13 protein-coding genes and 1 pseudogene are annotated in these 14,603 nt (G+C 64.6%); 9 read left to right on the top strand and 5 right to left on the bottom strand.

The window, feature by feature from the left end; genetic code table 11:
• Positions 1-172: 172 nt before the first annotated feature.
• The 9 genes and pseudogenes from BTW07_RS02435 to BTW07_RS20310 form a co-directional block, all read left to right on the top strand.
• Positions 173-853, top strand: coding sequence for a hydrolase (locus tag BTW07_RS02435; protein ID WP_208605359.1), 681 nt, complete (start codon positions 173-175; stop codon positions 851-853).
• 155 nt (positions 854-1,008) lie between these two features.
• On the top strand, positions 1,009-1,335 hold the full coding sequence (locus tag BTW07_RS02430; protein WP_075568563.1) for a XapX domain-containing protein: 327 nt from the start codon (positions 1,009-1,011) through the stop codon (positions 1,333-1,335).
• Complete coding sequence (locus BTW07_RS02425; RefSeq protein WP_075568562.1) at positions 1,332-3,239, top strand: amidohydrolase; 1,908 nt, start codon at positions 1,332-1,334, stop codon at positions 3,237-3,239. Before BTW07_RS02430 ends, BTW07_RS02425 begins: the two co-directional genes overlap by 4 nt.
• A 40-nt stretch (positions 3,240-3,279) precedes the next feature.
• The gene (locus tag BTW07_RS02420) at positions 3,280-3,984 is read left to right on the top strand and encodes a YoaK family protein (protein WP_075568561.1); all 705 of its coding nucleotides are present in this window, start codon (positions 3,280-3,282) and stop codon (positions 3,982-3,984) included.
• Between the two features lie 113 nt (positions 3,985-4,097).
• Positions 4,098-4,919, top strand: coding sequence for an alpha/beta fold hydrolase (locus tag BTW07_RS02415; protein WP_075568560.1), 822 nt, complete (start codon positions 4,098-4,100; stop codon positions 4,917-4,919).
• Between the two features lie 124 nt (positions 4,920-5,043).
• Positions 5,044-5,754: an alpha/beta fold hydrolase gene (locus BTW07_RS02410; RefSeq protein WP_075568559.1), complete on the top strand. Its 711-nt coding sequence runs from the start codon at positions 5,044-5,046 to the stop codon at positions 5,752-5,754.
• A gap of 138 nt (positions 5,755-5,892) precedes the next feature.
• On the top strand, positions 5,893-9,003 hold the full coding sequence (locus BTW07_RS02405) for a sensor histidine kinase (protein ID WP_083941431.1): 3,111 nt from the start codon (positions 5,893-5,895) through the stop codon (positions 9,001-9,003).
• 2 nt (positions 9,004-9,005) lie between these two features.
• The gene (locus tag BTW07_RS02400; protein ID WP_075568558.1) at positions 9,006-9,641 is read left to right on the top strand and encodes a response regulator; all 636 of its coding nucleotides are present in this window, start codon (positions 9,006-9,008) and stop codon (positions 9,639-9,641) included.
• A 110-nt stretch (positions 9,642-9,751) separates the two neighbouring features.
• Positions 9,752-10,204, top strand: a pseudogene (locus BTW07_RS20310) (helix-turn-helix domain-containing protein); the annotation flags it as partial.
• A 152-nt stretch (positions 10,205-10,356) separates the two neighbouring features.
• Here the strand turns inward: BTW07_RS20310 and eutC are convergent.
• The 5 genes from eutC to rbfA form a co-directional block, all read right to left on the bottom strand.
• The gene (gene eutC, locus BTW07_RS02390; RefSeq protein WP_075568556.1) at positions 10,357-11,178 is read right to left on the bottom strand and encodes an ethanolamine ammonia-lyase subunit EutC; all 822 of its coding nucleotides are present in this window, start codon (positions 11,176-11,178) and stop codon (positions 10,357-10,359) included.
• A complete protein-coding gene (locus BTW07_RS02385) occupies positions 11,175-12,596 on the bottom strand; it encodes an ethanolamine ammonia-lyase subunit EutB (RefSeq protein ID WP_075568555.1) in 1,422 nt (473 codons plus the stop codon). The genes eutC and BTW07_RS02385 overlap by 4 nt, the downstream gene beginning before the upstream one ends.
• A 196-nt stretch (positions 12,597-12,792) precedes the next feature.
• Positions 12,793-13,062 (bottom strand): 30S ribosomal protein S15, encoded by a 270-nt coding sequence (gene rpsO, locus BTW07_RS02380; protein ID WP_075568554.1) that lies wholly within the window; start codon positions 13,060-13,062, stop codon positions 12,793-12,795.
• A gap of 148 nt (positions 13,063-13,210) precedes the next feature.
• On the bottom strand, positions 13,211-14,143 hold the full coding sequence (gene truB, locus BTW07_RS02375) for a tRNA pseudouridine(55) synthase TruB (RefSeq protein WP_075568553.1): 933 nt from the start codon (positions 14,141-14,143) through the stop codon (positions 13,211-13,213).
• A complete protein-coding gene (rbfA, locus tag BTW07_RS02370) occupies positions 14,143-14,595 on the bottom strand; it encodes a 30S ribosome-binding factor RbfA (RefSeq protein WP_075568552.1) in 453 nt (150 codons plus the stop codon). Before rbfA ends, truB begins: the two co-directional genes overlap by 1 nt.
• Between the last annotated feature and the right edge of the window lie 8 nt (positions 14,596-14,603).

Raw genomic sequence — 14,603 nt, 5'->3', positions numbered from 1 at the left:
GACACCGCCGAGTCGTTCCAAAAGTCGGCGTTTCGTCCAATTCTCGCCTGGCGCCACTGCGTAATCTGGTCGCCAAGCGTCGAGCGACTCATGGCACGGGAAGGGCCAAGGTGCCGTCCGCCCTCGATTCGATCGCGGCTTTTCAACATCACTCATCGACAAGGGGCTGATCATGTCACCGAAACTGGAAGTCTTGACGCCGAACAACTGTCAGATCATTTTCATCGACCAGCAGCCGCAGATGGCTTTCGGGGTGCAGTCCATCGACCGTCAGGTGCTGAAGAACAATGTGGTGGGGCTGGCCAAGGCCGCCAGCATCTTCGGCATTCCCACCACCATCACCACGGTGGAAACGCTCAGTTTCTCCGGGCATACCTTTCCCGAACTGCTCGCCGTCTTTCCAGACCTTCCCATTCTCGAACGTACGTCCATGAACTCCTGGGACGACCAGAAAGTGCGCGACGCCCTGGCCAGGAATGGCCGCAACAAGGTCGTCGTCGCCGGTCTGTGGACGGAGGTCTGCAACAACACCTTCGCGCTCTCCGCCATGCACGACGCGGACTACGAGATCTACATGGTCGCTGACGCCTCCGGCGGTACCTCGAAGGACGCTCACGACTACGCCATGCAGCGCATGATCCAGGCCGGCGTCGTACCGATGACCTGGCAGCAGGTACTGCTGGAGTGGCAGCGCGACTGGGCGCACAAGGATACCTACGACGCCGTCATGGCACTGGTCAAGGAGCACTCCGGCGCTTACGGCATGGGGATCGACTACGCCTACACCATGGTGCACGGCGCAGACGAGCGGGTGAAACATGGCCCGACCGAGGAGCCGGTTCCCGCGCGCTGACCGCTCGCCCTACTGAGACAAAACCAGAACGACCAATCCGGCGCTCACGCCAGGCAAGTCCCGTTCTTTCGACGCTCGCCTGGAAGGCGAGGTCGAGAGCGGATCGGCTCGCGCGTCCCACCTTCCGCCATTCGTCCCGCGAGGTCAGCACGGCCATGAAGCTCTATCTGCTCTCCATCGGTGCCGGCGTACTGGTCGGCATCCTCTACAGCCTGCTGCAGGTTCGTTCACCGGCCCCGCCGATCGTGGCGCTCCTGGGGCTGCTGGGCATGCTCTGCGGCGAGCAGGTGATTCCGGTGGCCAAACACGTTCTGGCGGGCACCTCGCTGGCCTCGGCCTGGCATCGGTCCGACTGCAGCAATCACATCCTTGGCGTGCTACCGGGCAGAAACAACGGCCAGCGCCCGCTGGAGCCAACGCCGTGCGAACCGTCGGCCCACAGCGACGACAACCAGCCAGCCTCGGAGAAACGTCCGTCATGAACCGCTCAGGCAATACCGCCTCTCCGTCAGTCCCCGATCTGATTCTGGTCAACGGAAGGATCACCACGCTGGATCCCTCCCAACCGCAAGCGGAAGCCGTCGCCATCCAGGGCGGTCGCTTTTCGAGGGTGGGCACGACCCGCGACATCACGGCGCTGGCCAATGCCAGCACCCAGGTCATCGATCTGCAAGGCAAGCCGGCGCTGCCGGGACTGATCGACAACCACACCCACGTCGTGCGCGGCGGGTTGAATTTCAACATGGAGCTGCGCTGGGACGGCGTGCCGTCATTGGCCGATGCCATGCGCATGCTCAAACAACAGGTCGCGATCACCCCGCCACCGCAGTGGGTGCGAGTCGTCGGCGGATTCACCGAGAACCAGTTCGCCGAGAAACGCCTGCCGACGCTCGACGAACTCAATGCCGTCGCACCGGACACCCCGGTTTTCATTCTGCATCTGTACGACCGCGCGCTGCTCAATGCCGCCGCGCTACGCGCCGTGGGCTACACCCGGGAGACGCCCGAACCTCCGGGCGGCGAAATCCTGCGGGATGGCAAGGGCAACCCCACCGGCCTGCTGCTGGCGCGTCCCAACGCCACCATTCTCTACTCGACGCTGGCCAAGGGCCCCAAGCTGCCGTTCGACTACCAGCTCAACTCGACGCGTCACTTCATGCGCGACCTCAACCGGCTCGGCGTCACCAGCGTCATCGATGCCGGCGGTGGCTTCCAGAACTACCCCGAAGACTACGCGGTGATTCAAAAGCTGGCGGACGATGGCCAGTTGACGGTGCGTCTCGCCTACAACCTGTTCACCCAGAAGCCCAAGGAGGAAAAGCAGGACTTCCTGAACTGGACCCGCTCGACCACCTACAAACAGGGCGACGACTATTTCCGTCACAACGGCGCCGGCGAGATGCTGGTGTACTCCGCGGCCGATTTCGAGGATTTCCGCGAACCCCGGCCCGACATGCCGCCGGAGATGGAAGGCGAGCTCGAGGAAGTGGTCCGCGTGCTCGCCCAGAATCGCTGGCCGTGGCGGTTGCACGCCACCTACGACGAGACCATCAGTCGTGCCCTGGACGTGTTCGAAAAGGTCAACCAGGAGATCCCGCTCGAGGGCATCCACTGGTTCTTCGATCACGCCGAAACCGTCTCCGAGCGCTCCATGGAGCGGATCGCGGCGCTAGGGGGCGGCATTGCGGTGCAGCATCGCATGGCCTATCAGGGCGAGTATTTCGTCGAGCGCTATGGCGCCGGGAGCGCCGAGGCGACGCCGCCGATCGCGCGGATGCTGGAACTGGGCGTGCGCACCTCGGCCGGCACCGACGCCACGCGTGTCGCCTCCTACAATCCCTGGGTCTCGCTGGCCTGGCTGGTGACCGGCAAGACCGTCGGCGGCCTGCGACTCTACCCAAGGCATCACTGCCTGGATCGCGATACGGCGCTGCGGATGTGGACCGAGAAGGTCACCTGGTTCTCCAACGAGGAGGGCAACAAGGGGCGCATCGCTGCGGGCCAACTGGCCGATCTGATCGTTCCGGACCGGGACTTCTTTACCTGCGCCGAAGACGAGATCGCCCATGCCAGCTCGCAACTGACCGTGGTCGGCGGACGCGTGGTCTACGCAACGGCGGGTTTCGCAGGGCTGGACGACACGCCGCCCCCGGCCATGCCGGACTGGTCGCCGGTCAACCGTTACGGAGGCTACGCCGGTTGGAAGGAGGCGGAAGCGGCCGCCAACCCGACACCGGTGATGCGCGTCTCCGCCAGCGCATGCGGCTGCGCCTCCGGTTGCGCCGTCCACGGCCACGATCATGCGCGCGCCTGGGCCAGCCAGGCGCCGGCCTCGGACCTGAAAGCCTTCTGGGGCGCGCTTGGCTGCGCCTGCTGGGCGGTGTGAGATATCCCCATTCGCCACAGGTCATCGCGCGGAGGTGGTCATGAAGCACGAGGACACCATACTCGCCGGCATCGCGGGCTACGTCGACACGCTCGGCTTCGTTGCCCTCTTCGGGCTGTTCACCGCCCACGTGACCGGCAACTTCGTGCTGATCGGGGCGCAGGCCGGTGGCTTCGCCGAGGGTGCGCTCATCAAGCTGCTAGCGTTTCCTGCCTTCGTGGCCGGCGTCGTGCTGAGCAGTTTTCTGGTCAGATGGCTGCCGCGGCCCCTGGCGCCCAGCGTGCTCTACGGCACCCAGACGATGTTGCTGCTCGCCTTCTGCCTGATGGGCATTCAGGTTTCACCGGTCGTCGATCCCGACGACATGAGCGTCATCCTCTGCGGCATGACCGGCGCCACGGCGATGGGCATACAGAACGCCCATAGTCGACTGATCGTGCGAGTCGGCGTCCCCAACACCGTGATGACCGGCAACGTGACCCAGGCCGTGCTCGATATCGTCGATCTGATCGGACGGCGCTGCTCGCTGGAAGTGCGGCAAAAGGCCAGAGGTCGCCTCTCCAGGACCCTGCCGGCGGTGGCGGCATTCGGGCTCGGCGCCATCGCCGGTGCCGTCGCCTATCGCGAGATGCTGTTCGTCGCGCTGCTACTGCCCGTGGCGCTGCTCGCTGCGATGACGATGGTCGCCTGGCGCCGACGTCCACTGGCCCAGCGCGACTCAGCCGGGGCGGTCAATGAACGCTGAGGCGATACGCACCAGCGTTCCCCCTTCTCGGTGACAAAGTCACCGAGTGCCACCGGGCTGGAAATTCCGACCCGACGTCAAGACAACTCGACACGCCAAGAGGAGTGCTTCCGATGACAACGATCACGACACGCGATGGCACCGACATCTATTACAAGGACTGGGGGGCCGGTCAGCCCGTCGTTTTCAGCCACGGCTGGCCGCTGTGCGCCGATGCCTGGGAGAGCCAGATGATGTTCCTGGCCGAGCACGGCTTTCGCTGCATCGCCCACGACCGCCGCGGCCATGGACGTTCCAGCCAACCGTGGCAAGGCAACGAGATGGATACCTACGCCGATGACCTGGCCGAACTGATCGAATCGCTGGATCTGCAGGAGGCGATCCTGGTCGGCCACTCCACCGGCGGTGGCGAAGTCGCGCGCTATATCGGACGCCACGGAACCCGCCGCATCGCCAAGGCCGTGTTGATGGGCGCGGTGCCCCCCATCATGGTGGAGAGCCCCAATAACCCCAACGGCCTGCCGATGGCGGTCTTCGACGGTATCCGGGAAGGCGTGGCCAAGGACCGCTCGCAGTTCTTCCAGGATCTGACCACACCGTTCTTCGGTGCCAACCGCGACGGGGCGGAGATCAGCCAGGGCCAGCGCGATGCCTTCTGGCAGCAGGGCATGATGGGCGGTCTGAAAAACGAGTACGACTGCATCAAGGCGTTCTCGGAGACCGATTTCACCGAGGACCTGCGAGCCTTCGACGTGCCGACGCTGATCATTCATGGCGACGACGATCAGATCGTGCCCATCGAGGGTGCCGCCCGCCTGAGCGTGGAGCTGATCCCCGACGCCCGGTTGACGGTCTACGAGGGCGGCAGCCACGCGCTGGCGGACACTCACAGGGACCAGCTCAACGCCGACCTGCTGGCGTTCGCTCGTTCCTGACGACCGGCCGGCGCCCCACGGCGCCGGCCCCGATCTTCCCACTGGTAGCGATGACCACCATCGGCGCGACCGACACGGCAAGGGCGAAGCCTCGCATCATGCATATCCACTGGGCGATCTCGGCGTGAAGCGGCTCGTCGTCTTCATCCACGATGTCGGCCAGACGCCCGCCTGCTGGAGCCCCTTCATCGGCCGCTATGGCGCCTGTGGCTATCTCTGCCAGGCACCGGCCTGGCCCCCTCTTTCGACCGCGCCCGACGACGCCTCATCCCGGCCGGCGCCATCCGCTTCCTGCTCGAGCGCTGGATGGCGTGGACTCAACATCCGGCACGTCGTCGATCACTACGCCAACGGACTCGATCGAGGGCCGCCACCGCCGCTGCTCGTCGGTCACGGCCTCGGTGGACTCATCGTCCAGCTGTTGCTGGATCGCGGCCTGGGCGCCGCCGGCATCGCGCTGAGCCCGACACCGCGCCGGGGTTGTTGGCAGCTTCTTGCGCCACCGCCGCCTTCGCCGATCGCGCCATGCCACGACGGCCGCCAAGCGCCCGTCACGCCCCGCCGGCTGTTGCTCGAAGCCGCGCTGGGGATCGGCACCGCCATCGACTATGCCAACGACGAGCGGAGCCCGCTGCTACTGGTCAGCGCGGGCAGGAGTCGTCGAGTATCGAGTGCCCGGGTCGAGGCCTGCTACCGGCGCCATCGCCGCTCGATGGCCACCACTACCCTGCTGGCGTTCCCCCAACACGGCGACGGGTTGATCGTCGAACCCGGCTGGGAGGCCGTGGCCGACGCCACGCTCCACTGGGCGCAACGGGTAGCGCTTCGTCTCTGACACCTTGATGCATCGATCACGACCGGAATCGCGGATGACGCCAATGCCAGGCGCTCGGTGTAATATCGAGTTTCCTCGGGCTCTCGACACAATCGACCGGTGAGGGCGAAGCTGGTGCCTGGCCGTGGGAATACCTGCATGAAACCTGCTTTGTCGGCCTGGCTGAACGTGCCAATGGGACGATCGGCCGCCCTCTGGTTGTGGTGGATCTGGCTGATGCCCGTGACGGCACTGGCGCTGGATTCCAACCTGACGCTCCAGCAGCTCCATCATCGCAGCTGGAGCGGTACTGCCGAAGAGAACGGACCCGGCCAGGTCGGCGCTATCGCCCAGACCTCGGATGGCTATCTCTGGCTGGGCACCCACTACTCGCTGTTTCGCTTCGACGGCAATGCTTTCGAGCGCTACGCCACCACTGACGGGAAGACCGTGGCGACCGTCTCCTCCCTGCTGTCGATCCCGGGCGGTGGGCTCTGGGTCGGTCTTCGCCGCGGCGGTGTCAGCCTGATTCGCGACGGCGAACTCACCGATTATGGACCGGGATCGGGCTTCCCGACCGGAGCGGTCTATGGGCTGGCGCAGGATCACGACGGCGACGTCTGGGCTGCCGCCAACGACGGCCTGGCGCGTTTCGATGGGGTTCGCTGGCATACCGTTTCGACCGATTGGGGGTTTCCCGGCAACAACGCCCGCGCCGTCTTCGTCGACCGCAACGGTACGCTATGGGCCGCCAGCGAGAGCCGGCTCTTCTATCTGCCCCGCGGCAGCCATCGATTCCTTGATGCCGATCAACCGGTGGGCTGGGTCAGCCAGATCACCCAGACCCGTGACGGCACGCTGTGGATCGCCGAACTTCACCCCGGCCGGGTGCGCCCGATCCTGTTCTCGGGCGAAGCCCCGCAACCCCTCGACGTCGTCTCCGCGGGCTTGGCCGCTGACCGCGACGGCAACCTGTGGATCGGAACCCAGGGCGAGGGTCTGCTGCGGTTGCCCGATGCCGGGCACAACCTGTCGACCTCCACCAACTCGCTTGCCGCTGCAGTGCAGCATTACGGTCATCTCGATGGTCTCAGCGCCGATGACATCGAACCCGTCTTCGAGGACGCGGCCGGTAATGTCTGGGTCGGCACCAGTGCCGGCCTGGACCGCTTTCGTCATGCCACTCTGGTGCCGGCGGATCTGCCCGGCGGCGCCCGTAACATCGCGCTGGCCGAGGAAGCATCCGGCATGCTGTGGGCAGGCTCCAGCAACCGCCCGCTCATGCACCGGTTCGCGGGGCGGTGGCACACGAGCGACGTTCCGCCGCCCATCACCAGCGCCTTCAGCGATGCGAAAGGCGACGTCTGGCTGGGTGGTCCGAACGGTATCTGGCGGGCACATCGAGGCGTGTTGCGCCGCGTCACCGCGTTGCCGCCAACGGCCCAGGCCGAAGCGAGCGTGCGCGCGATGGCCCGCGATGGCGACGGCGCGCTGTGGGTTTCGATCAATCGGTCGGGGCTGTTCCGCTGGTATGGGGAAGCCTGGCAACTCACGTCTCCACCGACGACCCATCCGAGTCAGACCATGCCCGTCAGCGCGACCAGCGATGCTCAAGGCCGAGTCTGGTTCGGCTACCGGGATGATCTACTGGTCATGCGCGATGGAGACGACGTGCGCCAGTGGGGGCGGCAGGACGGCCTGGATATCGGCAATGTGGCGGCGATCTCGGCCACCCGGCAGCACCTCTGGCTGGGCGGCACGAACGGCGCGGCTCTGTTCGATGGTAAACGGTTTCACGCCATCGCCAGTGGAGGGCCGTTCACTGGCATTCACGCCATCATCGAAACTCCGGCCGAGATCGCCGACGATCACCTTGGCGACTCGCCGGCGTGGGGGGATCTCTGGCTGCACACCCAAACCGGCGTTCTCCAGATACCCGCGGGAGAAATCACCAGAGTGCTCGGGGAGCCCGGCTATCGCGTTCGATTCCGCCGCTTCGAAGGGGATGATGATCTCCCCAACGATGCTTTTCGTATTCACCCGGTACCCAGTGCCATCCAGGGGCGGGATGGACGACTTTGGTTCGCCACCGTCACTGGCGTGGTCTCGGTCGACCCAAGCCGGACCCAGGCTCGATCTCCTCCGCCCGAGCCTCGACTCACGGCACTCTCGGCCGATACCAGCAGCTATCCTCTGGCTTCGCCCATCGCCTCCCAAGCGTCATTATCAGCACGGCCGCGAAGAATCGCTATCGACTATACGGCGATCGATCTGTCCCGGCCCGAGAGCGTACGCTTTCGTTACCGCCTGCGCGGCTACGATACCCGGTGGCACGACGCCGGACATCGACGTCAGGCCATCTACACTCGGCTGGGACCTGGCGATTACCGCTTCGAGGTCGAAGCCTCCAGCAGCAGCGGTGTCTGGAATCCGCGGCCGGCCAGCTTGTCCCTGCATATCGCTCCCGCCTTCTACCAGACCTGGACCTTTCGCGGGCTGTGCCTGTTGATCATCAGCGTCTTGCTGTGGGTTGGTTACCGTTACCGGATGCGCCTGGCGGCGGCTCAGCTGCGCGCACGACTCGAGGCGCGCCACGCCGAACGCGAACGCATTGCCCGCGAGCTCCATGACACGTTGCTTCAGAGCATCCAGGCACTGGTGCTGCACTTTCAGGCCGCCGCCGACAGAATGCCCATCGACGACCCGGCTCGTCAGGCGATGGCGCGGGCGCTCGACCGTGCCGATGAGGTAATCGATGAGGGCCGTGATCGCGTGATGTCACTGCATCGTGCCTCGGCGGACACCGGTCTCGCCGAACGCTTGGCGCGGGCGTCCCGGGAGCGGCCAGACGCCCGATACCCGACCTGCCACGTCACCACTCAGGGCAATCCGAAACCGCTCCGCACCCGAGTCGAAAACGAAGCCTACTGGATCGGTCATGAAGCACTGTGCAACGCGCTTCACCATGCCGATGCGACGCGAATCACCGTCACCCTGTGTCATGCGCCGGATGGCTTCAGCCTGTCGGTCAGCGACGATGGTACGGGGATTCCCGGCCACTACCTGACACCGTCGGGGCGCCCCGGTCATTGGGGGTTGCCCCATATGCAGGAGCGCGCCCGCCAGTTAGGGGGAAACCTCGAACTGGACAGCCAGGCCGGCCTCGGGACCACGGTTCGACTGACCGTTCCGGCAGCGCTAGCCTATCGATATCACCCTTCGCGACATCATCCCTCGCGACGCCGCCGCTGGCGATTCGGGAGAACCTGAGCATGCCCCCAGCCCATTTGCCGATCCGTGTTCTGGTCGTCGACGATCATCCTCTACTGATAGAGGGAATCGCCGCCGTGATCGCGGGTCAACCGGATATCGAACTGGTCGGCGAAGCCAGCAACGGTATCGAGGCCATCGACAGCTATCGCCGCCTGCAGCCCGATGTCACGCTGATGGATCTGCAGATGCCGGAGCTGGATGGCATCGCTGCCATTCGTGCCATTCGCGACGAGTTCCCTGCGGCACGAATCGCCATTCTGACCACTTACCAAGGGGATGTCCGGGTCCTGCACGCCATTCAGGCGGGCGCCACCGGCTATCTATTGAAAAGCACGCTACGCAAGTCGCTCGTCGACACCATCCGGGCACTGGCGATGGGGAAGACTCATTTCCCCGCCGAAATTGCGTCCGACCTGGCCAGCCACCTGGGTGCCGAGCCACTCAGCCGGCGCGAAGTCGAGGTCTTGCGCTGGATCGCACAAGGAGACTCCAACAAGGCGATCGCGCGTCGACTCGGGCTTACCGAGGAGACGATCAAGGCACACGTCAAGAACCTGATTGCCAAGCTCAACGCCGGCAATCGCACCCATGCCGTGGCCATTGCACTGAGACGCGGCATCATCGATATGGCGTAAGAGACCGGCGCCTCCCTCTTTAGGGGGAGGCGCGCCCTCGCCCAAAGAGGATTAACTTCCCGACGAGAGCGTTTCATCATTGATGCCACCGATACAACCGGAGTTCGACCATGAGGCGTTCCCACCCTGCATCGACGCTACCCCCGGTTGCTCGAACGGTAAAGGCGGAAAGGGTAGCGCTCGTGCTATCCCTGCTCTCCCAGGCGGTATATAGCCTCGACGACGAGCGTCTTGCCGCGCAGCTCGGTCTTTCCCGAGCCATGACGCTGCTGCAAGAACGGCTCTCGAATGAAACCGACCCTGGCAAACTGGCGGGATGGCAAACGCGGCGCCTTACCGCTCACGTCGAGACTCATCTTCAGGACCGGATACGCACGGCGGATCTGGCGGCTCTCGTCCGGCTGAGCGTTGGTCACTTCACCCATGCCTTCAAGATGACTTTTGGCGAAACCCCATGTCACTACGTCCTTCGTCAGCGTATTCGGCAGGCGCAAACATTGATGCAGCATCAGCAGACGCCGTTGACCGACATTGCACTGATCTGTGGCTTCTGCGATCAGTCTCACTTCACGCGACTGTTTCGCCGGGTCACCGGTACCAGTCCGAGCGAGTGGCGACGTCACTTCGGTAACGATGCCGTCCAGGAGCTTGCCCCTACAGCACCGGTCATCGGCGCCGTAACGCGCCCGACATCGTTCGAATTCGCCGCCGAGGCTCACGCGGGCGGCAGCAGAAAGTTGCCTTGTCGACCGTCGCCGAGACGGGAGTCGACTTCGCTGTCATCCTTCAACGCCACGCCGGAGGTACCCAGCGCCTGCGCTTCGCGCATCAGATAGCCGAGCAGCCTGGCAGCGTTGGCGTAACGCAAGCCGCGTGGGCGAATGTTGGAGATACAGTTGCGTTCGCTGTCGCGCCGGCCACTCTGAGGCGCCCAGGTGAAGTAGAGGCCCAGGCTGTCCGGCGAGCTGAGACCGGGACGCTCGCCGATCAGTACCACGCTCATGCGCGCCTTGAGCGCCTCGCCGATCGGGTCGCCGATCGCGACCCGTCCCTGCTCCACCAGGGCCACCGGCCCCAGCGACAAGCCGAGCCGTTCGATCTCCGGCAGCGCCGCATCGAGAAACGCTATCGCCTGTTCATGAATCGCCCTGGCGGAAAGACCATCGACCACACAGATCGAGACATCGCAGGGTTCGGGGGTGATGGCGGCAAGCTCCTGCTCGGCTTGCTCCGACAGCCGCCGCCCGAGATCCGGCCGACGCAGATATTCGTCGCGGTCGACGGCACGGCTCTGCAGCCGCAGCGCCAGCGGAAAGCGTGCGTCCAGATCCGGCATCAGACGCTCCGTATCCAGCGCCAGGTGCACGGCATCGCGAGCCCGGGCATGGTCCAACTGAAACGCCAGCTGTGCTGCCGTGGGCAGACTGCCGCCGACGCGCCCCAGGCCGATGCGGGCATCGGTCAACTCGCGCAACCGCTGCCAGGGATTGATGACGGTGATACCCGCATCGCCATCGTGGAGATCCTCGTCGTTCATCGTGCTGTTCCCGTATCAACCGTGCCCAAGCCCATTGCCCCCAACACGTGCTGGAAGCGTGACGGCAAGTCCCGATCAAAGGCGATGCCGCGATCGTGACGATAGATACCGCTGGTTTCCAGCCAGGCTTCGAACTCCGGCGCCGGGCGCAGGCCAAGTACCTGGCGCAGATAGAGTGCATCGTGAAACGAGGTGGTCTGGTAGTTGAGCATGATGTCGTCGGAGCCGGGAATGCCCATGATGTAGCTGCATCCCGCCGCACCGAGCAGGGTGAGCAGCATGTCCATGTCGTCCTGGTCGGCCTCGGCGTGATTGGTGTAGCAGACATCGCACCCCATCGGCACGCCGAGCAGCTTGCCGCAGAAGTGATCTTCCAGCCCGGCGCGGATGATCTGCTTGCCGTCGAACAGATACTCGGGGCCGATGAAGCCGACCACGGTATTGACCAGCAGCGGTTCGAACTCGCGCGCGACCGCGTAGGCGCGTGCTTCCAGGGTCTGCTGGTCGAGCCCATGATGGGCGTCGGCGGAAAGCGCGCTCCCCTGGCCGGTCTCGAAGTACATCACGTTGTTGCCGAGCGGTCCGCGATTCAGCGACAGTGCCGCCTCGCGCCCCTCCCGCAGCAGCGCGAGATCGATGCCGAAGCCGCGATTGGCGGCTTCGGTGCCGGCGATCGACTGGAATACCAGATCGGTGGGCGCACCGCGCTCGATCGCCTCGATGGCGGTGGTGACATGGGTCAACACGCAGCTCTGGGTGGGGATTTCGTAGCGGGAGATGATTTCGTCGAGCATCTTCAACAGCGTCACCACCGTGGACGTGTTGTCGGTGGCGGGATTGATGCCGATCACGGCGTCGCCGCTGGCGTAGAGCAGGCCATCGAGGATGCTGGCCGCGATGCCGGAAGCGTCGTCGGTGGGATGATTGGGCTGCAACCGCGTCGACAGCCGGCCCGGCAGGCCAATGGTATTGCGGAAGCGCGTGACGACCTCGCATTTTCGGCCGACCAGCACCAGATCCTGCACGCGCATCAGCTTGGAAACCGCCGCCACCATCTCCGGCGTCAGGCCGGGTGCCAACGCCTTCAGTGACCGGCTATCGGCACGCTCGGAGAGCAGCCAGTTGCGAAACTCGCCGACGCTCAGCGCGGCGATCGGCGCGAACGCGTCGCGGTCGTGGCGATCGAGAATCAGCCGGGTGATCTCATCTTCCTCGTAGGGAATGAGCGGCTCTTCCAGAAAGGCGGTGAGCGGCAGCTCCGCCAGCGCCATCTGGGCAATGACCCGCTCTTCGGCGCTGGTGGCAGCGACACCGGCCAGTTCGTCCCCGGAACGACGGGGCGAAGCCGCAGCCATCAGCGCGCCAAGAGTGTCGAAGCGATAGCGTCGACCGCCGATGTCGATGACGTGTTCAGCCATGGCACACTCCCGGGATCATTGTCGTTATACGGTCGTCTCAGTTTATGCCATGAGAGAGACTTCTCCTGCGACAAGAAAATGCGGAGCGCCAGACAAGGAAAAAGCCCTACCGACCAGGTCGATAGGGCTTTCGCCGATGGCACGAGGCCATCGATCATCGCTAGTGCCAGGCCGCCGACATCGGCAGCCCGGCGTTTTAGCGACGCAGGCCGAGCTTCTTGATCAGCGCCTGATAGCGCTCGAAGTCCTTGCCCTTGAGGTAGTCCAGCAGTTTACGACGCTGGTTGACCATGCGGATCAGGCCACGACGAGAGTGGTGATCCTGCTTGTGATCCTTGAAGTGGCTCTGCAGACCGTCGATGTTGGCGCTCAGCAGTGCAACCTGGACTTCCGGGGAACCGGTATCGCTTTCGCCTTGACCAAACTCTTTGACGATCTCGGCTTTCTTTTCAGCAGTTAGTGCCATGAAAAACTCTCCAGCAAGCAATATGCCTGAATGATGAATGTCGGAGACCACGCATATTTGCAGCCTCCCGGTTAACCGTCACATGGACGGGCGCATCGAATCGATGCTGACAGCTTGACCGATTGCACCTGCCAGGACTCGTCCCGGTTCAGGCGCCTCCCGAGTTCAAGGCTGTCGTATCGACCAGACGCCGGGGAGTAACCTCCCCTTGCGCGGTCAATTCGACCAATCCCAGAAAGGATTCGTCGCGATACAGTCTGGCGGTGGTGCCCGGTGCCAGCTGGCTATCGGCCAACTCCGCCCGCTGCCCCAGCAGCAGGCGTTGGGCCACGGTCTCCGCCACGCTGAGCGTCGGCAGATGCTCGAGCATCACGTCGACCGGCAGCAGCTGTGCCAGTCGCTCCTCGTCACTCATCGCCTCGAGGGCTTCGAGGGAGAGTCGTCTTTCACTGTCGAAAGGACCCGTTTCCAGCCGCTCCAGCGCCGTGATATGAGCGCCAAGCCCCAGCGCTGCGCCGATATCCTCGGCCAGCGTCCGTATGTAGGTGCCTTTGCTGCAGCGCACCTGCAACCAGACACCATCGGGCTCCCAGCCGAGCGGGCGCATATCATATATCGTCACGCGCCTGGGCGCACGCGCTACCGTTTCGCCCTCACGCGCAAGTTCATAGAGCTTGCGCCCTTGGTGCTTGAGCGCCGAATACATCGGCGGGACCTGGTCGATCTCACCTCGGAAGCGTTCGAGAACGGCTTCGACGGCATCTCGGTCCAGCGTTGTCGGCAGTGAACGGCGTTCCACCACGTCACCTTCGGCGTCACCGGTCGTGGTCACTTCACCGAATTTGATTCGGGTCCGGTAGACCTTGTCGGCTTCGAGCAGGTGGGCGGAGAACTTGGTCGCTTCACCCAGGCAGACCGGCAGCAGCCCGGTCGCCATGGGATCGAGCGTACCGGTGTGGCCCGCCTTGCGCGCCTGAAACAGCCGTCGGACGCGCTGCAGCGCGTGATTGCTCGACACGCCCTTGGGCTTGTCCAGCAGCAGCACGCCGTTGATGGGCAACCCCTTGCGACGCCTTGCCATCAGCGAGACTCTCCGTCCTCGCTCCGCGTACCGTCTGACCGAGGCTCGTCTTTCTGAACCTCGTCTGCCAGTTCCGCTTCGTCACTCTGCTGCGGCCGGTTGCTGGCGACGGCTTCTTCTATCAGCGCCGACAGCTTGTGCCCGCGTACCACGCTTTCATCGTAGTGGAAGCGCAGTTCAGGAACGTGGCGGAGCTTGATGCGGCGCGCGATCTGCGAGCGCAGAAAGCCGGCGGCCCGCTTGAGCACGGCCAGGTTTTCCTTGACCCGAGCCGGATCGTTTTCGCCCAGCAGCGTCACGTGGATATCGGCGTAGCCGAGATCCCGACTGACCGTGACCGAGCTGACCGTGACCATCCCCAGGCGCGGATCCTTGATCTCGCGCTGGATCAGTACGGCCAGCTCTTGCTGCAGCTGGTCGGCGACCCGATCGGTTCGTTTGAATTCGCGCATCGTTGCCT

It is taken from the genome of Salinicola socius, from assembly GCF_001937195.1.
Classification (GTDB): domain Bacteria; phylum Pseudomonadota; class Gammaproteobacteria; order Pseudomonadales; family Halomonadaceae; genus Salinicola; species Salinicola socius.
Note: the sequence above shows the minus strand (reverse complement) of the source record. Positions and strands in the feature narration are given on the sequence as shown.

Coding starts and splice junctions, on each gene's coding strand:
- BTW07_RS02435 (WP_208605359.1), top strand. CDS start 173: ATGTCACCGAAACTGGAAGTCTTGACGCCGAACAACTGTCAGATCATT.
- BTW07_RS02430 (WP_075568563.1), top strand. CDS start 1,009: ATGAAGCTCTATCTGCTCTCCATCGGTGCCGGCGTACTGGTCGGCATC.
- BTW07_RS02425 (WP_075568562.1), top strand. CDS start 1,332: ATGAACCGCTCAGGCAATACCGCCTCTCCGTCAGTCCCCGATCTGATT.
- BTW07_RS02420 (WP_075568561.1), top strand. CDS start 3,280: ATGAAGCACGAGGACACCATACTCGCCGGCATCGCGGGCTACGTCGAC.
- BTW07_RS02415 (WP_075568560.1), top strand. CDS start 4,098: ATGACAACGATCACGACACGCGATGGCACCGACATCTATTACAAGGAC.
- BTW07_RS02405 (WP_083941431.1), top strand. CDS start 5,893: ATGAAACCTGCTTTGTCGGCCTGGCTGAACGTGCCAATGGGACGATCG.
- BTW07_RS02400 (WP_075568558.1), top strand. CDS start 9,006: ATGCCCCCAGCCCATTTGCCGATCCGTGTTCTGGTCGTCGACGATCAT.
- eutC (WP_075568556.1), bottom strand. CDS start 11,178: ATGAACGACGAGGATCTCCACGATGGCGATGCGGGTATCACCGTCATC.
- BTW07_RS02385 (WP_075568555.1), bottom strand. CDS start 12,596: ATGGCTGAACACGTCATCGACATCGGCGGTCGACGCTATCGCTTCGAC.
- rpsO (WP_075568554.1), bottom strand. CDS start 13,062: ATGGCACTAACTGCTGAAAAGAAAGCCGAGATCGTCAAAGAGTTTGGT.
- truB (WP_075568553.1), bottom strand. CDS start 14,143: ATGGCAAGGCGTCGCAAGGGGTTGCCCATCAACGGCGTGCTGCTGCTG.
- rbfA (WP_075568552.1), bottom strand. CDS start 14,595: ATGCGCGAATTCAAACGAACCGATCGGGTCGCCGACCAGCTGCAGCAA.